General features: G+C 41.7%; 18 protein-coding genes. 15 read left to right on the forward strand and 3 right to left on the reverse strand.

From position 1 onward, the window contains the following. The first annotated feature begins 21 nt into the window (after positions 1-21). Together G631_RS0106225 and G631_RS0106230 are read left to right on the forward strand one after the other, a co-directional pair. Positions 22-963, forward strand: coding sequence for a glycosyltransferase family 2 protein (locus G631_RS0106225; RefSeq protein WP_026488716.1), 942 nt, complete (start codon positions 22-24; stop codon positions 961-963). Then, positions 956-2,161, forward strand: a complete 1,206-nt coding sequence (locus tag G631_RS0106230) for a lipopolysaccharide biosynthesis protein (RefSeq protein ID WP_026488717.1) — start codon at positions 956-958, stop codon at positions 2,159-2,161. The genes G631_RS0106225 and G631_RS0106230 overlap by 8 nt, the downstream gene beginning before the upstream one ends. Positions 2,162-2,546: 385 nt before the next feature. On the opposite strand, the gene G631_RS0106235 is transcribed toward G631_RS0106230, so the two are convergent. After that, positions 2,547-3,731 (reverse strand): SGNH/GDSL hydrolase family protein, encoded by a 1,185-nt coding sequence (locus G631_RS0106235; RefSeq protein WP_026488718.1) that lies wholly within the window; start codon positions 3,729-3,731, stop codon positions 2,547-2,549. Positions 3,732-4,041: 310 nt separating this feature from the next. Between G631_RS0106235 and G631_RS0106240 the strand changes: the two genes are divergently transcribed. The 13 genes from G631_RS0106240 (at position 4,042) to G631_RS0106310 (ending at position 17,150) form a co-directional block, all read left to right on the forward strand. Beyond that, complete coding sequence (locus G631_RS0106240; protein WP_026488719.1) at positions 4,042-5,631, forward strand: NAD(P)/FAD-dependent oxidoreductase; 1,590 nt, start codon at positions 4,042-4,044, stop codon at positions 5,629-5,631. A 101-nt stretch (positions 5,632-5,732) separates the two neighbouring features. Further along, on the forward strand, positions 5,733-6,671 hold the full coding sequence (locus tag G631_RS0106245; protein WP_026488720.1) for a glycosyltransferase family 2 protein: 939 nt from the start codon (positions 5,733-5,735) through the stop codon (positions 6,669-6,671). 83 nt (positions 6,672-6,754) lie between these two features. Beyond that, entirely contained in the window at positions 6,755-7,384 is a 630-nt protein-coding gene (udk, locus tag G631_RS0106250) for a uridine kinase (RefSeq protein ID WP_026488721.1), read from the forward strand. 36 nt (positions 7,385-7,420) lie between these two features. Further along, on the forward strand, positions 7,421-8,629 hold the full coding sequence (locus G631_RS0106255) for a DUF6077 domain-containing protein (RefSeq protein WP_026488722.1): 1,209 nt from the start codon (positions 7,421-7,423) through the stop codon (positions 8,627-8,629). A gap of 65 nt (positions 8,630-8,694) precedes the next feature. Continuing rightward, a complete protein-coding gene (locus tag G631_RS0106260) occupies positions 8,695-9,480 on the forward strand; it encodes a hypothetical protein (RefSeq protein WP_026488723.1) in 786 nt (261 codons plus the stop codon). 117 nt (positions 9,481-9,597) lie between these two features. Beyond that, positions 9,598-10,500: a LicD family protein gene (locus tag G631_RS20055; protein ID WP_051196933.1), complete on the forward strand. Its 903-nt coding sequence runs from the start codon at positions 9,598-9,600 to the stop codon at positions 10,498-10,500. A gap of 97 nt (positions 10,501-10,597) precedes the next feature. Next, a complete protein-coding gene (locus G631_RS0106280) occupies positions 10,598-11,311 on the forward strand; it encodes an IspD/TarI family cytidylyltransferase (protein ID WP_026488724.1) in 714 nt (237 codons plus the stop codon). A 113-nt stretch (positions 11,312-11,424) separates the two neighbouring features. Next, positions 11,425-12,636, forward strand: coding sequence for an NAD-dependent epimerase/dehydratase family protein (locus G631_RS0106285; protein WP_026488725.1), 1,212 nt, complete (start codon positions 11,425-11,427; stop codon positions 12,634-12,636). A 125-nt stretch (positions 12,637-12,761) separates the two neighbouring features. Then, the gene (locus G631_RS0106290; RefSeq protein ID WP_051196935.1) at positions 12,762-14,132 is read left to right on the forward strand and encodes an MBOAT family O-acyltransferase; all 1,371 of its coding nucleotides are present in this window, start codon (positions 12,762-12,764) and stop codon (positions 14,130-14,132) included. Between the two features lie 23 nt (positions 14,133-14,155). Beyond that, positions 14,156-15,280, forward strand: a complete 1,125-nt coding sequence (locus tag G631_RS0106295; RefSeq protein ID WP_026488727.1) for a hypothetical protein — start codon at positions 14,156-14,158, stop codon at positions 15,278-15,280. 47 nt (positions 15,281-15,327) lie between these two features. After that, positions 15,328-16,329, forward strand: coding sequence for a hypothetical protein (locus G631_RS0106300; RefSeq protein WP_026488728.1), 1,002 nt, complete (start codon positions 15,328-15,330; stop codon positions 16,327-16,329). A 55-nt stretch (positions 16,330-16,384) separates the two neighbouring features. Continuing rightward, entirely contained in the window at positions 16,385-16,807 is a 423-nt protein-coding gene (locus G631_RS18280; RefSeq protein WP_051196936.1) for a DMT family transporter, read from the forward strand. Continuing rightward, entirely contained in the window at positions 16,800-17,150 is a 351-nt protein-coding gene (locus G631_RS0106310; protein ID WP_026488729.1) for a multidrug ABC transporter, read from the forward strand. The genes G631_RS18280 and G631_RS0106310 overlap by 8 nt, the downstream gene beginning before the upstream one ends. Positions 17,151-17,216: 66 nt before the next feature. Here G631_RS0106310 and G631_RS20060 read toward each other — a convergent pair whose 3' ends face one another. Together G631_RS20060 and G631_RS0106320 are read right to left on the reverse strand one after the other, a co-directional pair. After that, the gene (locus tag G631_RS20060; protein ID WP_026488730.1) at positions 17,217-18,731 is read right to left on the reverse strand and encodes a sensor domain-containing diguanylate cyclase; all 1,515 of its coding nucleotides are present in this window, start codon (positions 18,729-18,731) and stop codon (positions 17,217-17,219) included. Then, positions 18,728-19,795 (reverse strand): substrate-binding domain-containing protein, encoded by a 1,068-nt coding sequence (locus G631_RS0106320; RefSeq protein ID WP_242829071.1) that lies wholly within the window; start codon positions 19,793-19,795, stop codon positions 18,728-18,730. The genes G631_RS20060 and G631_RS0106320 overlap by 4 nt, the downstream gene beginning before the upstream one ends. Positions 19,796-19,824: the final 29 nt, after the last annotated feature.

The raw sequence follows: 19,824 nt of genomic DNA on the forward strand, positions 1-19,824 counted from the left end.
ATACAAAATGAGGGTGATTTAATGGACAAAATTGCAGTTCTTATTCCTTGTTACAATGAGGAAAAAACTATTGGGAAGGTTGTTCGCGACGCTAAGGCGGCTCTTCCTGATGCAACTATTTATGTTTATAACAATAATTCCAAGGACAGAACAGCTGAAATTGCTGCAGAGGCTGGAGCTATTGTTAGAAATGAATATATGCAGGGTAAGGGAAATGTAATAAGACGCATGTTCCGCGAGATCGATGCCCTGGTTTATGTCATGGTTGATGGAGATGATACATATCCTATGGATGCAGCTCCTGAGATGGTGGATAAAGTTCTTAACCACAATTCAGATATGGTTGTTGGAGACAGACTTTCATCAACTTATTATCAGGAGAATAAGAGACCTTTCCACAACTTTGGAAATAACCTTGTAAGAGGCAGTATCAACAAACTCTTTGATTGCAATATCAGAGATATCATGACAGGCTTTAGAGCTTTCAGCTATGAGTTCGTTAAGACATTCCCTGTACTGTCCAAGGGTTTTGAGATTGAGACTGAGATGACTATTCACGCTGTATATAACAACATGCAGATTGATAATGTTGTTATTGATTACAGAGATCGTCCAGAAGGATCGGTTAGTAAGCTCAACACCTACTCTGACGGTTTCAAGGTTTTAAGAACTATCATGAGACTATATAGAAGCTACAAACCTTTTGGCTTCTTTACACTTATAGCAGCGCTTCTGGCACTTATTTCTGTTATTTTCTTTGTTCCAATCCTGCAGGAATACTGGGCTACGCACCTTGTACCAAGGTTCCCTACGCTTATCGTATGTTGCTTTATCATGTTGTCTGCAGTGCAGAGCTTCTTTGCCGGCGTTATATTGTCAACTATGGCTATAGGCGACAGGAGACAGTTTGAAATGCAGCTTAACATGCTCCAGAGACACAAGGAGAATGATTATAATGGGTAATACTGGGAAGAAGAGCCTGGTACTGGGCGCTTCCAGAGATTTTATATTTAGTGTACTTGCACTAGTAATTTACAACGGTGTCCTACAGCTTGTGATCAATCCTGGCCTCAATGCCAGGATTGGAGCGGAGGCTTTTGGCACCGTTCTTTATTTGATTTCATTTGTATCAATCATGGGATCGGGCTTTGGCACTGCAGCCAGCTATTCACGAATGGTGGCAGCCAAGGAGAGAACTCATGAAAACGGCGACTACAACTTGTTTTTATCTATGATCGCCGGAGCGTCATTTCTTGTGACCTTCATTTCTCTTTTTATGTTAAAAGAGCTAACGTTTGCAAGCTATATCCAGATGCTGATCCTGATGATAGTGACAGTGTTTAGATATTACGCAGATGTTGAGTACAGAATGACAATAAGATTTGTGGATTACTTTTTGTTCTTTACTTCTGTATCTGTAGGCTACCTGATTGGCTTATTGCTCCTTCCATACACAGGAAGCTGGGCAATCACGCTTCTTGTGGGAGAAGTGTTCGGCATTGCATATACAGTAGTTAGGGGAAAGATTTTCAGAGCCCCCTTTACAAAGCTATCTGCAAGCTATAAGGATAATCTTAAGTCAGCCTGGATAATATCAGCAAGTAACATTATTGGTGCGCTTATCCTGAATTCAGACAGGTTACTTCTACGACTTGCTGTTGGCGCCAGAGAAGTGACAGTGTTCTATACAGCAAGCCTTATAGGTAAGATTGTGGCTATGCTTACAACACCGCTTAATGGCATAATCATCAGCTATTTTACTAACTACAAGATAAAGCTTGATAAAAAGAAATTTGGACTTATCGGTGTTGCAATGGCTGTATTGTCTATAATTGGAGCCTTTGTGTGCACTGTGGTTTCAATGGTGTTTGTAAAGATCATGTATCCAGATGTATTTGAGGAGGCGCAGGATTATTTCTTTCTGGCAAACCTCGGTCAGATACTGTATTTCATCTCGGGATCTCTTATGGTCATAATCATGAGTTTTACAAAAGAGAAGATGCAGCTTGTGATCAATGTGATCTACATCGTAGCCTTTGCGGCAATTGTTGTTCCACTAACATTTATCCAGGGCCTCTTCGGCATGGCCATTGGACTTGTCGCAGTGAACTTCATCCGCCTCATAGCAACTGCAGTCATAGGTATTAGTAAGCTTGATTAGTTTTTCAGGAAGTAAGGGCCAGGCCACGTTAGTTTCGTAAGATACACAATTTTTGTTCCGCCAAACCAAGCACTTCATCGAGCCCAAAGCATAAGTCTCTGCGTGCAAAGGCACTTGAGACTTATGCTTTGGGCTCGATTCCGCGGTTTGGAACGTCACAAAATATTGTGCATTCTTACTCTACTAACGCGGCCTGGCCCTTTGAATGCCTGAACTTTTATGTGTTAGCATTATCATAGTAAATTTCTCTGGATTTCTTAAGATATTAAACGCTACGAGGATGCGCATCGGTATGAGATGATAAAAATGGCTAAAGCAACTGTGCTTCGTGCGTAAGTGTCACCAGACCTTCTTTATCATTATAGCCGTAAATTTGCGGCGCTCATCACTGTGGTTGAGCGAGGATGTAGTCACCATTAATGTACTTGTCGTACTGGTCGGAGAAGTGTTCCTTGAGAGTTGCAGGATCCATGCGGTAAGTCTCATCCGGATTGAACTCTGCAATCTTGATGAAGTCACCGTCTCTGTAAGCTGTGGGCTCGTAACCCTCTACACCATTAGGAATGTGAGCGATAAGTCTTGCCATGATCCTACGGCCAGTCTCTGTTAAGTGGACTGTATCCTGCAGGTACTGCTCCTGAGTATCTACGTAGAGATCACACTTTGTGTGGTACATTCCATCAAAAATAAAGGTTCCCTGATCCTCAGCAACGTTTCCCATCTTATCAGCGTAATCAGAAAGTGTGCCAACACCATTACTTACAATAAAGCTATCTCCTAGATATGCGCCATTGCCGTCCTTGTAGATTCCATAAAATGGGTACATCATAACAATTTTGGCCTGAGGGCTGATTTTTTTTAGGACATTTATACCGTAGGAAAGTGATCCGTAGAAGGTATATTCCTGAGGGAGGTCTGTTGGGTGGCCTTCTGAATCATTAATGTCTAATGGAGTTTTCATCATGAAGTCGTTGAAACCATATTCAATAAAATAATAATCTACCTGAGATGGATCAATCTGGTTCATTGTATTAAGAACATCAGGAAAGCTCTCGGCCAGAACTTTGTTTCTGTCTACCTGGCCAGACAGACAATATGTCATTCCTAGGAAACAGTTATCTGTCCAGTTTTCATAGTCAAGGTAACCTGCAGATGTTCTTTTAAATGCAGCGGTTGTTCCGCCAATTCCAAGATTGTATACTGTGGCATTTGGAACTCTCTGGCCAACAAGTGTCGGGATATCAGTTCCATCGCCTCGGCCATTAGCCATCTGGCTGTCTCCAAAGAATACCATTACAAGGTTGTCGTCAACAGGGTTTTCTTCCTGAGGAGTTTCAGCAACTTCTACACTGGCACCAGCTGTAGGATCATTGTAATCTGGCTCTTCTAAACTGTCAGCAACTATAATGTTACTGGAAATTTCCTGACTGGCATCATCTGATGCATCAACATTTTCGTCATTGATATATTCTGTGGCTTCCTTGGAATCATCTTTTCCAAGTGAACATCCAGAAAGTACCATTGAGAATGAAAGTGTAAGTGCTGTAAGTACAGCGAATTTCTTCTTCATATCTTTTAACCTCTCTTTTAAATACTCCAATAGCCATTTTATCACTAAAAAGCATGCTGTGAAGATTTTGGGAACAAGATTAAGAAAATCTTAAAGAATTTACGATATTTCGTTAACCACAAAAATATAGATTGCGGTGAAAAAATATTTATTATTTGGTAATTAGAAGTACGCTGAATAATAAATTTTCCTCAAATGTTGAAGTATAAAAGCGCGTAATGTATACTACATATGTTGGTTTTTATATTAGGAGAGGTTTGCGCTTTTCTGGAAACTAACGCTAGAATACTGAAGTTTAGAGGGAGTGCGTATGAAGAAGGCATTGATAATCGGAGCTGGACCTGCGGGCCTTACAGCGGCCTATGAGCTTTTGACTAAGTCACAGGATTATCAGGTTATTGTATTTGAAGAGACACAGCAGTTTGGAGGTATTTCCAGAACTGTTAATTATAAAGGAAACCGTATGGATATGGGTGGCCACAGGTTCTTTTCCAAGGTACCTGAGGTTAATGAGTGGTGGCAGAATATGCTCCCAACTCAGGGACATCCTTCATATGATGATATTGTTCTTGACAAGCATATGGAGCTTGCTGAGGGTGGACCTGATCCTGAGAAAGAAGACAGAGTTATGCTTCGTCGTAACAGGGTTTCCAGAATCTTTTTTGATCGTAAGTTCTATGATTACCCTATTTCACTTAAGGTTGAGACCTTCAAGAACATGGGCCTTTTAAAGACCATTGCCTGCGGCTTTTCTTACATTGGAGCCATGATCTTCAAGAGACAGGAGAAGTCTTTGGAAGATTTCTATGTCAACAGATTTGGCAAGAAGCTTTATTCCATGTTCTTTGAGTATTATACAGAGAATCTTTGGGGCAGACACCCATCTGAGATTGATCCTTCCTGGGGAGCTCAGCGAGTTAAGGGCGTTTCTATTTTAGAGGTTTTGAGAAATGCCTTCCGCAAGAAGACTGGTAAGACTGGTGGCAAGGTAGAGACTTCTCTTATCGAGGAGTTTAGCTATCCTAAGCTTGGCCCTGGTCAGCTCTGGGATGTTACTGCAGAAGAAATCAAGAGGCTTGGCGGAACAATTATCATGAATGCCAAGGTTGTTAAGATCCGCAAGAAGGGCAACCATATCGTAGGTGTTTCCTATCTTCAGGATGGTAAGGAGATAGATATAGACGGCGATGTAGTAATTAGCTCAATGCCTGTCAAGGATCTGGTAGCTGGAATGAATGATGTTCCTGCAGAGCCAGCAAGGATTGCAGCAGGCCTTCCTTATCGTGACTACATGACTCTTGGTGTCCTTGTTCCTAAGCTCAACCTTGAGAACAAGACCAAGATCAAGACTATTGGCAATATCGTTCCTGATAACTGGGTTTATGTTCAGGATAGAACTGTTAAGATGGGCAGATTCCAGATTTACAACAACTGGTCTCCTTATCTGGTAAAAGATCTTGAGCATACCGTATGGGTTGGCCTTGAGTATTTCTGCTTTGAAGGCGATAACATGTGGAACATGACTGAGGATGAGTTTGCCAAGATGGCTATCGATGAGATGGTTACTCTTAACCTTATCAGCGATGCTTCAGAAGTTATGGACTACCACATGGAACGTGTCAAGAAGGCATATCCAGCTTACTTTGATACTTATGAAGAGATGGATAAGCTTGTTGAGTATCTCAACACTATCGACAATCTGTACTGCGTAGGACGTAACGGACAGCACAGATATAATAATATTGACCATTCAATGTGCACATCCTTTGAGACTGTCAAGAATATCATCAGTGGAGAAACTGACCGTTCTAACATCTGGAATGTCAATACGGAGAAAGAGTACCACGAAGCTGATGAAAAGGGCGTTTCAGAGGCAGAGGATGAAGTAGAAGTAGACTAAAATTTCAAATAGGGGTATAATGCGGGGCGGTGTTTTTATTCTGCGCCGCATTTTATTTATAGTAGTATTGGCCATGAATTTGGCCGCTTGTAAGGAGTTTTATGAAGAAAATCAGTATCTTGATTCCATGCTTTAACGAGGTGGAAAATGTAGAGGGAATCTCTACAGCAGTAGAAACAGTACTTAAGGAAAAGTTGTCTCGTTACGACTACGAGATTGTCTTTATTGATAATGCATCAACAGATGGCACAAGAGATAAGATAGAGTCCATCTGTGCTGGCAATCCCAAGATAAAGGCTATTTTTAATGTCACAAATTTTGGTCAGTTCAATTCACCCTTTCACGGAATGTGCAGCCTTGATGGTGACTGCGTTATTCCTATCTGCGCAGATTTCCAGGATCCTGTGGAGCTTATTCCTGTATTTGTGGAAAAGTGGGAGCAAGGACATAAGATTGTCAGCGGTATAAAGTCATCAAGTAAGGAAAACGGATTTATCTATTTCCTTAGAACAATGTATTACAAGATGATAAAGAACATGAGTAATGTCCGCATGATTGAGCATTTTACAGGCTTTGGGCTTTATGACAAGACCTTTATCCAGCTTCTTAGAAAGCTCAATGATCCTGTGCCTTTCATAAGAGGTATTGTTGCTGAGTATGGCGAGGGCTTCAACATGACAACTGTTGAGTACGAACAGCCACAGCGCCGTGCCGGCAAGACTCACAATAATTTTTACACACTTTATGACGCAGCTATGCTGAGCATCACCTCCTACACCAAGGTAGGACTTCGTCTGTGCACTATCGCAGGCTTTGTATGTGCACTTATTGATATTATCGTTGCCTTTGTATATCTAGTACTTAAGCTTACTCACTGGTACAGTTTCCATGCGGGCTACGCTCCAATGATCATTGGTATGTTCCTGATCGGTGCTATACAGCTCTTTTTCATCGGGCTTATGGGTGAGTATATCCTGAATATCAATACTCGTGTCATCGGAAGACCGCTTGTAGTTGAGGAAAAGAGAATCAACTTTTAATCAACTTTTGGTATAATGATATAGGTGTATTCGTATATCATGTGATAAAAGTGTCATGTATAAATAGTTAAAGGAGAAATTTTATGTCTAATAAAGTTTGTATAGTAGGAATTGCAGGAGGAACAGCTTCAGGCAAGACTACTATTGTGCGCAGGATCAAGGAGAAATTTGGTGATGACATTGTAGTTATCAACCATGATTCATATTACAAGGCACATGATGATCTTTCCTATGAGGACAGATCACGCCTTAACTACGATCACCCTGAATCTTTTGATACAGATCTTATGATCGCGGATGTAAAAAAACTTAAGAATAATCAGGAAATAGATATGCCTGTTTATGATTACACTGTTCACAACAGATCAGATGCCACAGTGCATGTTGTGCCTAAAAAGGTAATTATTGTAGAGGGTATCCTTATCCTGGAAAATAAGGAACTTAGAGACCTTATGGATATCAAGGTCTTTGTTGAAACAGATGCGGATGAGAGACTCATGAGAAGAATCCGCCGTGATATGGTTGAGAGAGCTCGTTCTATTGACTCAATCCTTACTCAGTATGCTGAAACTGTTAAGCCTATGCATGAGCAGTTTGTTGAGCCTTCTAAGAAGTATGCGGATATCATCATCCCTAGAGGTGGTGAGAATCTCACAGGTATCAGCATCCTGCAGGAGCACTTGAATCTCGTGCTCAACACTGACAAGGACTGAGAATATAAATAAGTGTGAAAAAAGGTGGATGTTGGCTTGATTATAGTTGCTTGGTCAGTAATAAAACTAATTTTCTTTTTGCTTGTAGTTCCATTTTTGATTGGCGTCCTTGTAAATGGCATGCTTCCGATTGTCAGAAGGACAGTGGGCATTACTATGATTCTTGGCTACGTGGTATATTTTGCGGTGTTTGAAGTTATCGCTATACCATGTATGCTTCATTATGTCTACAATGCTTTTTCTTATTGTACGAAGTACTATCTGGTTGCAACGCTTTTGCTGGCAGGCGCAGGGCTTGTGAGACTAATTCTCCAGCTAAAGAGAAATGGCATGTCTATGCTATCTCTTTTCCCGGGAGAGACACATGCGTCTGCCCATGAGCTATTAAGCCCAAGGTCTGACCCCAGGATGCTCAAAATAAATTACTCTCTGGAGAGCAGGATTTACTGGGGAATTTTCTTTGCGCTTGTTCTCCTTCAGATGGTGCTATCTGTGGTGTTTGCAAGCTTTGATGGGGATGACGCCTATTATGTTGTAGAATCGCTCTTGGCACAGCAGGCAGATGTCATGAATACCATTTTGCCATACACTGGAATGTCAACATCTTATGATGTCAGACATGCACTGGCTGTTATCACTATGTGGACAGCTTTTATAGGAAGAGTTAGTGGAATACATACGACTATTGTTTCACACTCAGTAATCCCGGTTCTTGTTATTCCCTTTGTTTATCTGGTTTATGTTGAGATTGCAAGGATTCTTTTTAGAAGAAGACAGGAAATTATTCCGGTATTTATGATCATTGTTTCATTCCTTATGTTATTTGGAAATGTGTCAATCTACACACCTGCCACTTTCTTTTTGACCAGGACCTGGCAGGGCAAGACAATTGTTTGTAACCTCGTATTTCCACTGATCTTCTGGGTTTTTCTCTGGATGCTGGAAGATAGCAAAAGAAGATCCATCTTTGGTGGAAAAAGCGCTATGGCGACAGAGTCCTACGAGGAATATAGGGAAGCGAAGCTTATTTATCGGATTTCGCCTTGGATTTTCCTGGCACTTATAAATATGCTCTCAGGAGTATGTACTTCACTGGGCGTTTTCTTTGGAAGTGGTTTGTGCGCTCTCTTTACGCTGGTACTTCTTTTATTTGAGAGAAATTTGCGCGTTATCTTAGGCGCTATATGCTGCGTGATCCCCAACATGATATATGTATTGATATATTGGATGTTGATCAATAGGTGATCGCATAGATAATCGTAATTTATTAACGTGAATATAGATAAGCAGATTAGTTTAGTGAGGACATTATGTACGGAATATTCATGGAGTGCTGGGTAGCCTTAAAGCTCTATGGCGGGAACGGGGCGATTCTTCTTATGTTCCTGGCATCGGCTATTTACCTGGTCATATGTGAAAAGAGCTTAAAAAAGAAAATAATGCTCGGGATAGTGCCGCTTTTGATACTTTTGGGATTTCTTTTCCCTGTTACAAAGATTTTGTATGTGGCGGTTTTTGACGATGGAAGTGATACTTATTACAGGATTATGTGGCTTATCCCAATGTATGTGGTCATTGGTTTTGCCGCCTGCAGATTTATCTTTTCCCTGAAAAAGAGTATGTATCAGAGGATTGCCTTCGTTGCGGCGCTTGCTATTATTGCGTCTACAGGTTCTTTGGTGTATGCCAGCAGGCATATGACAGTTGCTGAGAATCTATACCATATTCCACAGAAGGTTATTGATATTTGTGATGTGATCGCGCCGGAGGATGGAGAGCCTAGGGTTCGCGCAGCCTTCCCATCTGAGCTGGTGCATTTTGTAAGGCAGTATGATACTGACATACTTATGCCTTTTGGTCGTGATATAGTGGTAACTCAATGGGGTTATTACAATCATGTTTATGAAGTTATGGAAAAGCCCGAGGTAATTGATGCCAAGGCACTTGCTGAGGCCACAAGAGAGACCAAGTGCAGCTATGTTATCCTTGCTGAAGATAGAAAGATAGATGGGGATTTGCTTGATCTGGGCTTTGAACTTGTGACCAGCATGCATGGTTACAATATTTACGCCGATCCTGAGATCATCGGGGGATGAGACAGATATGAGGAATGCATAGTGGCTATCACGTATACTATGTAAGTCGGATTACGACAGTGTGTTTGTCTGGTGATAGCAGCACAATGAAAGAAATATAGAAATTCAGGTAGTACAATGGATAAAAAGATTCAGGAATATTTAGATAGGGTTCACCAGTCAGATTTTGACATGTTGTGCGAGGTGGACAGAATTTGTAAAAAGCACGGCATTCAGTATTTTTTGCATGGAGGCACATTTCTGGGGGCTGTAAGGCATCAGGACTTTATTCCATGGGATGATGACGTGGATATTCTTTTCCTCAGAAAAGATTATGAGAAGTTTCTGGAAGTCTATGAGAATGAAGCAGATAAGAGATTTAAACTTCTCAGATTTGAGAGATATCCACAATTTTTTGACTTTATAACCAAGATTGCAGATCAGTCGCTTACCTACGAGGGCACAACCTTTGGGGCTGAGGACTTTTACGATAACAGATATTCACATCCTACACTGGATCTGTTTGTGTTTGATGTGGAGGCAGATAACCACAAGTGGCAGCTTACAAGGTTAAAGCTCTTGTATGCTCTGGCCATGGGCCACAGGCCTTTTATTGACTATAGTAAGTTTAAGGGAATCATGAAGGCGGTAGCCTTTGTCCTGGCTGGTGTGGGAAGGCTGATCCCATTTAAGTGGATCGCTCATAGATATATGAATATCCAGGCTGAGGGCGGTCTTGCGGGGCTTGTACGAGACCAGGCAGGAGCTGGCAATGAATCTGGTGCTGACATTAGTACAAGTGTTGAGGGAGGTCATAGATACCTCTTTATTTCTAATGAGCAGCCAGATCCCAGATACTGGGGACTTGACTTTGACGCGGAGCATTTGATCTATGGGCCAGATACAGGCATGATCAGGGGAAAAGAGTTCCCTATTCCCAAGAATCATGATAAGTGGCTTAAAAAGACTTACAAGGATTATATGTCTCTGCCACCAGAGGATAAGCGCGTGCCAATGCATGTCAATGTGATCCAGGAGTGATGAGCAGTGGCTGAGATTTAAATTGTAACGTCTATTGAATTAGTAGCAGAATAGATTTTTTGAATTTTGAATTTTGTATTTCGGAAAGAAGGTTTTTATGAAAACAGTAGCTCTTATAATTGCAGGTGGAACAGGTGCAAGGATGCATCAGGATATTCCCAAGCAGTTTCTGACTGTAAATGAAAAGCCAGTAATCGTGTATACTCTGGAGGCTTTTCAGAATCATCCGGAGATAGATTCTATAGCTGTTGTGTGCGTTGAAGGCTGGGAGCAGATGGTGTCAGCCTACGCCAAGCAGTTTAATATCGATAAGCTTGAGTATATAGTTCATGGCGGCGAAAACGGCCAGAGCTCCATTAGAAATGGTGTATATGAGCTTGAGAAGCATTTTGACAAGGATGACATTGTACTTATCCACGATGCCATAAGACCTATGGTTTCAGCTGAGATAATTTCTGACTGTATCATGAAGACCAAGCAGCATGGAAACGCTATCACAGCAATTCCCTGTGCGGAAGCTATGCTCACAACAACCGATGGTGTTAAGTCTGACGAATCGTACCCTAGGGATAACTTAAAGAGAACTCAGACTCCACAGGGCTTTAAGATTGGCCAGATCTGCGACCTTCACAGGGAAGCTCTTGAAAAGGGCATCACAGCTTCAGTTGCATCCTGCACACTTATGATCGAGCTTGGCAGAGAAGTCTTTTTCTCCCAGGGGTCTGAGAAGAATATCAAACTTACAACAGTTGAAGATATCGATATTTTCAAGGCACTTCTTGTTAGCAAGAGAAGCGAGTGGCTTAAGTAAGCTGAAACACATGTCAATGTGAGTGGACTAAATGGAGCCACGCAGCTGCGTATTGGATCGAGATAAGAGAAAATCAAGGTGAGTTTGACATAGAGAAAACAGAGGGAAGTTAGTTGGATAGGGAAAAAACAATATACGATAGCAAGTTGTATATAGAGGATTTGCACACTGCGGCACAGCATACTCTTGGAATTGAGAAGCTGCGCGGAATGAGCGTGCTTGTAACAGGAGCTAGTGGAACCATTGGCTCCTTTATTGTTGATGAGCTGTGCGAGTATGGAGAAATACATGTTATTGCCTGCGGCAGAAATACGGCAAAACTTGAAAAAAGATTTAGCAGATTTGCAGGTGCTGGTTGCTTGAAGTTCTGCAGTCTTGATATTCTTGACGATAGTTCTTTTGACAAATTACCAGATGAGCATGTGGATTACATCATCCATGCGGCTGGAAATGCCTTTCCATCAGCTTTTATAGATCATTCTGATGAGACAGTAAGGGGCAACATCTGCGGAACAGCAAGACTTTTGGAGTATGGCAGAAGCCATGGCTGCCAGAAATTTGTGTATGTATCCTCCGGAGAAGTTTATTCCCTGGATGAAGAGGATAGAAAAAGTTGGGCTGATAAGTGGAAGAGGTCTATTACAGGCGTCGATTCAGAGGATGCGCTACGGGATGACTATCTAGATGATCAAGTACTTGGTCCTGACAGTAAAAGTGTAGCAGGATTATCTAGCCATGTTCAGAGATATATGCAGCTTGTGCAAAATGAAGTGACCCGGAGAGGCCCTCGTTCCTGTTATCCTGTGAGCAAGTCAGCAGCGGAAGCCATGTGCCTTTCACACATAAATATAGTGGTTGTTCGACCATGCCATACCTTCGGCCCTGGAATCACAGGCTCTGATGACAGAGCCCATGTCCAGTTTGCTAAAAAAGCTGTAGCCGGCGAAGATATTGTCCTTAATAGCGCAGGTACTCAGCTTCGCTCCTACAATTACGTGGCAGATGCCGCATCCGGAATTGTCAGCGCCATGCTAAGTGGTGAACTAGGTGCCATGAGAGATAAAGAGTTTGAATCTCACAACCGAGTATTTGACATCTGCTCAAGAGAAAATGAAATAACAATAAAGGGCCTGGCTGAGCTTATTGCCGAAACTGCAGGAGTCAGCGTGTCTGTGAAAGAGGCAGATTCCAGGGAAAAGAGCCTCCAATCACCGATAAATAAACAAATCCTCGATCCAGCAGATCTTGAGAGAATTGGCTGGAAGAAGGCCTTTGACCTAAAAACAGGCGTTGAGCATTTTGTAGAGATAATAAATATGTATTGATCATTATAGGGTGCTGGAAAACAATGACATTTAATTCGTATGAGTTTTTGCTTTTATTTTTGCCCATTTTTATTATTGGGTTTAACTGGATAAGGAGAGAGGGACGCAAAAAGGGGAAGGCACAGATGCTGGTAGATTTGTGGATTGTGCTGGGATCTTTGTGCTTTTATGGGCTTTTTGGGATGCAGAATCTTGGCATAATCCTGATAAGTCTGTGTCTTAATGCATGTACTGCAATTCCTATGGCTTTCATGAGAGATAGCAGGGTTAGGCTTCATTTTGGGCAAAAAGAGATAGCTCCAGTTCATATATGGATGGCTGTTGGAGTTATTACTAATCTTGTACTTCTTTTGTTCTTTAAGCTGTGGGGGGCTTTTCTTCCAATAGCTATCAGTTTTTATACCTTTAATCAGATTTCATATATTGTAGATCTGGGAAGAGGCGAAATCGCGGAGTTTAGGCTTTTAGACTACTTGTCTTACATTCTCTTTTTCCCAAAGCTTCTTCAGGGGCCACTTATGGGATATGGTGACTACAGGCAGCAGGTTGAAGCGGCATGTGAAAAAAGCTTTGATGCAGAGACGGTGCTGCGAGGGCTTTACCTCTTTTCCCTGGGACTATTTAAAAAGGTGATCATGGCGGATACCCTTGGGAAGGCTGTGGATTATGGGTATGAGAATCTTCTGGGCCTTGGAAGTATAGAGGCTGTGCTGACTGCGGTGTTTTATTCCTTCCAGCTGTACTTTGATTTTAGCGGCTACTGTGATATGGCAAGTGGCGTGTGCATGATGATGGGGCTTGAGCTGCCACTAAACTTCAATTCGCCATACAAGGCAGTGAGCATTGTGGATTTTTGGAAAAGATGGCACATCACTCTCACTAAGTTTTTTACCAAGTATTTGTATATTCCCCTTGGTGGAAACAGACGGGGAGCTGGCAGAATGTACCTGAATTTCATGATTGTCTTTCTTTTGAGCGGATTCTGGCATGGAACCGGCTGGAACTTTATCATCTGGGGAGCTATGCATGGTGTCTTGTTTGTGGAGACAAGGGCACTTGGAAAGAGCAAGAGTGCGCATGGTGAAGTGGGGAGTAAGAAGGATATTTTATGGACTGGCCTTACATTTATCTATGTTACTGCAGCCTGGGTCTTCTTTAGGGCTGAAAGTGCAAGGCAGGCTATTGGATTGTTCAGGCAGATGTTTGCAGGCGGAATCAGGAAGATTGGAACTGGCATGAGTTCAATATTCCAACTTGATGAATTGTGGTATGTGATAAAGGTCACACCTCTTATGAAGCTTGATTTTGTATGGGAACTGTGCTTGTGGATATTTCTTGTGGGCTCTGTCGTTATGGTGTTCTTTTGCAAGAATGCACAGGAGAAGGCAAGGGAGCGCAAGATAGGACTGTGGACCACGCTTGTTACGGCTTTTCTACTGCTGTGGTGCATTGTAAGTTTCGGCGGCGTAAGTACATTCTTGTATATGAATTTCTGAGAAAGTAGATTTGAGTATAAGAAATGAGTGATATGATGCAGGAAAACAAAAAAATTCAAAATGCAGGTAATAGCACAAAGCACTACGCAAGGCTCCTTGCCCTACTCCTGGCGTTGGTGCTTGCAGGGCTGTGTGCAATGGCGGCGCTTGTGGCCTATGTTGATCCGTTCTTCCACTACCATGCGCCGCTTGCGGATTTCCCCTACATTGTGGATAATCAGCTGAGCCAGAACCCGGGAATGGCGCGGAATATGACCTACAATGCCTGCATTATAGGGTCATCCATGACTGTAAACTTTGACACGGATGATTTCAAGGATATTTGCGGATTTGATACTTTGAAACTCAGTTACAGCGGGGCTTATCCCAAGGATGACAGCAATATTCTGGAAATTATCTATGACGAAGGCAGCTTGTCCAGGAAGACAAATGGCATGGATGCAGTGTTCTTTGCAATGGATATACCTGTAATGGCGGCAGATACAGACACTGTGAAGTATCCAAGGCCTGAGTATCTGTATGATGACAATATATTTAATGATGTTAAGTATCTGCTGAACAAAGATGTCCTTTTTCAGTATATTTTCAGGCCTATAGTTCAGGGCAAGGGTTCAGATCTTTCTGAAATATATTTTAGTTGGTGGACTCCGGAATATTACAACATTCAGTGGGTTATGCACACATATGAAGAGCCTGAGAAGGTGGATGAAGAGATGGCTGCAGACACACTTATACCAGCAACGCAGGAGAATCTTGATGTCAATATTCTTCCCTACGTAGAGGCCCATCCTGAGACTGAGTTTTACTTCTTCTTCCCACCCTATAGCATTTTGTATTGGCACAACGTGATGCAGGAAAATACACTTGAAGCAACCTTAACGCAGTACCAGTACGTGGCTGACAGGCTGCTAGATTATGATAATGTGCATCTTTTCTACTTCCAGGACATGGAGGAAGTGACAGACCTCAATAACTATGCGGACTATTCTCACTATAAACCGGAGATAAACAAATATATGGTAGAATGTTTTAAGAAAGGTGACCATGAGATAAAGTCGACAAAAGAGATGGAAGATGCACTTTCAAAAATGCGTGCTATAATAGATGGGTTCGACTTTGAAACATTATTATCAACTGACTGGGGATAAAAAATCATGAAAGGAGCCTGTGGCACATAGATGCCATGACTTACATTATGAACAGAAATGAACGTGAAACAAGAGGCAAAAGAGAAAACTTTGACAAGAAGAGTTTTAGCTTCTCAGACATACCAATGTGGTTTCATTTTGTTGTAATTGGAATAATCCTTGCGGTAATAGCTTTTTCAGTATTTAAGCTTGTTAAGTGGAATCAGGGAACAGCAGAGCTTGATCAGACTGAGACTGGCAGCATGGAGATAGAGGTTCTGGACCAGATATTTCTTTTGCCTGAGGCTAATAGAGAGGGGCATGAGTACGATGACGAGGAGACAATACTGTTTCTGGGAAATGACGCCATCACTCATATGCAGGGAGATGACGGAGTGTGCAACAAAGTGGCACAGAAACTTGGCGCAACTGTGATCAATTGTGGATTCCCAGCATCTTGTGTTTCCAATAAGAACGTAAACTTCTACGATGGCGATGCAATCGATGCTTTCAGCTTCATAAATGTGGCAAACAGCATTGCAAGCGGGGACTATAGTCTCATGGAGCAGAATGCCGGCAAATTTGATAATGGAACATATCAGGCTTCAATCAACAATCTCAAGAGCCTTGATTTTAACAAGGTTGATACAATTGTTATTTACTACAATGCCCAGGACTACTTAAATGGAAGAATCGGTATGGATCCTAATAACGACGTTAATCCTATTACCTACAGAGGAGCGCTTAACGCAGGAATCAAGGCACTTCAGGAAAAGTATCCATTTATCAGGATCGTATGTATGTCTTTTACCATGTGCTATGGCTATGATTCAACTGGCATGGTAAGTGGAGACAGAGTAGACCTTGGAAACGGCAAACTTACAACATATCTTCAGTTTATGATCGATATTTCCGGTGAAAGAGGTGTCTCTTTTGTCGACAATTATTATGGAACTATCGATGAGGACAATGCAGATCAGATGCTTACAGACATTATTCATGTGAACGAAGCCTGCAACGAGCATATAGCACAGCATTTCGTGGAGGCAATATATCCAGGGGATAACTAAGACTTTAGACTCCCTAGGAAGAGTCAGTACACTAGAGTAATCGGAGAAATATAAATTGAAAAAGAAAATAGGAATTGTGGATATCTTGCAGCTTCAGGGCGCGGTTATTGTGTATTCCCTTTCAACTGTGGCTGGGAAGCTTGCTTCAGAACATCCATTTTTATCATTTAAATATATACTGTTTTTTGGTCTTGAGTTTGTGATCCTTGCAGTTTACGCACTTATCTGGCAGCAGATGATCAAGAAGTTTCAGATTTCAGTTGCCAGCGCCAATAAGGCAATTACGCTTTTGTGGTCAATGCTTTGGAATTTCCTTCTCTTTTCCACAGGAATCACACCATGGAAGGTTGTTGGAGTATTGCTGGTCATTGCGGGTGTTGTGATCATGAATATGGGAACTGATGAGGATAATACCGGAAATGCTAATGATAGTGTGGACGGATCAGATGCAGGCGGAAAGGAGAACAGAGATGTTTAATGTTTTTCTTTTGCTGATGCTGCTATCTGAGATCATTGCAGCCAGCTCACAGATGCTCCTTAAAAAGAGTGCCAACAAGGAGCATAGCTCTTTTATCAAAGAGTATTTGAATCCCTACGTGATAATAGGGTACGGACTCTTAGTGTTGTCCATGGTAATCTGCATCGTCTGCTACGGCGATGATAAGCTTGGCTACATGGGAACTGTAGTAATGGAGCCTGTTAATTATGTACTTGTGATGATCATGTCCAGATTTATCTTTGGGGAAAAGATAACCAGCAAAAAGGTAATTGGTGCCCTGCTTATAATAGGCGGCATCATGGTATTTAATATTTTAGGGTAAAACTTCCCGCTTTTGATGGGATTGAGACATGTAAAGAGGCTGCCGATTTAAGGCAGCCTCATTGTATTAATTGGTTTCATCAAATTCTCGGGTTCTTGCGCCCATGCTCTTTAACTGCTTTTTGCGGTCATACATCATATGGTCTGCTCGCTCGAACAGATCATGTAACTGCTCATCATTCGGCTGAAGTGTTGCATAGCCGATAGAAACAACAACACCATTGTTCTTGATGTTTTCTTCTACCTGTTTATTAAAGGCTTCAATGACTTCGCCCCTGGTATCGTAACCTTTTCCCAGCAAAAGAACTACAAACTCATCACCACCTGTTCTATAAACAGAACCATGGTTGAAAAGATCACAAATAAGAGCGCTTGCATCCTTGATAAGCTGATCGCCGGCAGCATGTCCCTGGGTGTCGTTGACGTATTTTAGTCCATTTATATCACATGCAACGAGGGCAAGTTTTTCGATGGTTCCTTCACGGATTCTGATGTTTAACTGAGATTCAGTCTCCATGTAGGCATGCTTATTTCTGACTCCTGTCATGGAGTCTGTATTTGCCATGCTCTTGAAGACTTTGCTGTTTTCTTTTTCCTCTTCCAGCTTATCGTTAGTAACACGCCTCATCATGTAGAACAAAATGGCTGAGAAAATAGTAGCTACTGACAGCAGGAAGAATATCTGCATACGATTGGCAGCAAGACTTTTATTGCTGATTTCTTTTATCTGATCCTGAATAATGCTCTCGCGGATCATTACAACCAGTTCCCATCCGGTGTCTGGCACAGGTTGATAGAAAATAGTATCCACCACGTCGTCATTTATAGTAAAAGTTAATGTTCCCTTTTTCTCATTTGCAAAATCATCGCGGAATGAATTCCACTTTTCATCTGAAACATTCCCTTTTGTTGCGTCAAAAATATTTTTTGTTCCTATAAGGGGACCAAGCTCTGTCTCTGATATATTTCCGCCATTTGCAGAATATAGGGCAAAATGAGTACTTTCCTGATCATCAAAAGCAAGCAGATCAACTATGTCATTGATATCAATTTGAACAAAGCATGCTTTAAACTGTTTTCCAAGTAATTTTATATCAATTGGAATAGCAAGACAGAGCTCTTTGGATGAGCCATAAATGAAGACGGTGCTGATCATTTTGCTATCTAAGGTCTTCTCAGCAAGGAAAAGATGTCTGCTACCACCAGTATAGGTGGTATACTGCGTATAAACTATATCATCCTCATCTACCAGAGCGAAGCGGTTAAGGGACAAAAGAGTTTTCATTCTGCCTATAGCCGCGCGAAGATCATCTTGCGATTCTATTTTTTCACCATTTATGACGCTTACAGCCTTTTCCATGTAGTCAAAATTATTGTTGATAAGGTTTGTAATTGTCTTGGCACGTCTGTCTGCCATGGATTCAAGGTAAAAAGCACTCACCGCAGAAACAGCCTGATTTCTTGACGAAATAGTCTGCTTAGAAGCCCAAAAAGTATTGGCGATTACCATTATCATGATAAGAACACTGCCTATCGCCGCAGTTACTGACACTGCCTTTTCAGTAAGCCTTTTTCTTTTCACTGCGAAATGTCTCCATATAAGATTTCCAGCATGGGTACTGCATCTTCCTGATAGATGATTGTTGTACTTTCATCAGTTTTCTCTGGGAAAAGATCACCTGGCACATTTCCATCTGCTATTTTTACTGCTACCTGTAAGGTATCAAAGCCAATTGAGTAGCAATCCTGTACTCCAAGGCAATAGATAATGCCATCTTTTAGATAGCGAAGAGCATCCTGATCATGATCCATTCCAACAATCACGGCATTACTTCCAAGTTCTGTAACGGCTCTTGCTGCTCCAACAGGATTACTCATATTGCAGCATATAAAACCGGCAATATCAGGATTGTCTTTTAGTATTTTTATAGTTAGTTCATAGGCTGTATCAATGGAGTCGTTGTCATATTCAACAGCCACCAGCTCCATGTTTGGATATTTTGAAATAGTATCTTTTGCTCCCTTGGCTCTGTCTTCATGACAAGGAGCTCCATGGCTTCCAACCAGCATAGCAACCTTGCCCTTGTGTTCAAGCTTTTCGCAAAGAGCTTCTGTTAAATCTGCTCCGTCCCTGTAGTTGTGTGTATTTCCAACGTAAGCAATTCTCTTACAGCCAGGAGCTGCGTCAGAACTGGAAAAAGTCATGACTTTATGGCCTGAGTCCACCATTTTATCGAGCACAGGAGATATCTTTTCCTCATCTGCCACATCCACGCCAATTACATCGTAGTTTCCTTCCTGAGCCTGTAATAAGCGCTTTGTCTGATCTTCATATGAAGCGGCATTAGGAGCCATATACTCATAAGTAATGATGACCCCGTTTTCTAGATATTTCTTTTGAGCATCCTCCATTCCAAGCGCTACTGCGTCCCACCAGGGATGAACTATCTTATAAGTGAAGTAGAAATTGTATTTTTTCTTGGCGGGCACATAATCATCGAGATTGTGCTCGAAATCCACTACGCTATCGGTATCATCAGCTTTTGTATCAGTATCATCAGAATATCCGCTACTAGTTGTTGCAAGCGCAAGTAAAAAGACTATTATCAGGGACTTTCGAAATATATTTTTCATCTTCGCAGACATAGCACCCCTCCTTGAAGACATAGTTCTCA

Origin of the sequence: Butyrivibrio sp. XBB1001 (genome assembly GCF_000424505.1) — a bacterium.
In the GTDB taxonomy this organism is placed as follows: Bacteria; Bacillota; Clostridia; order Lachnospirales; family Lachnospiraceae; genus Butyrivibrio.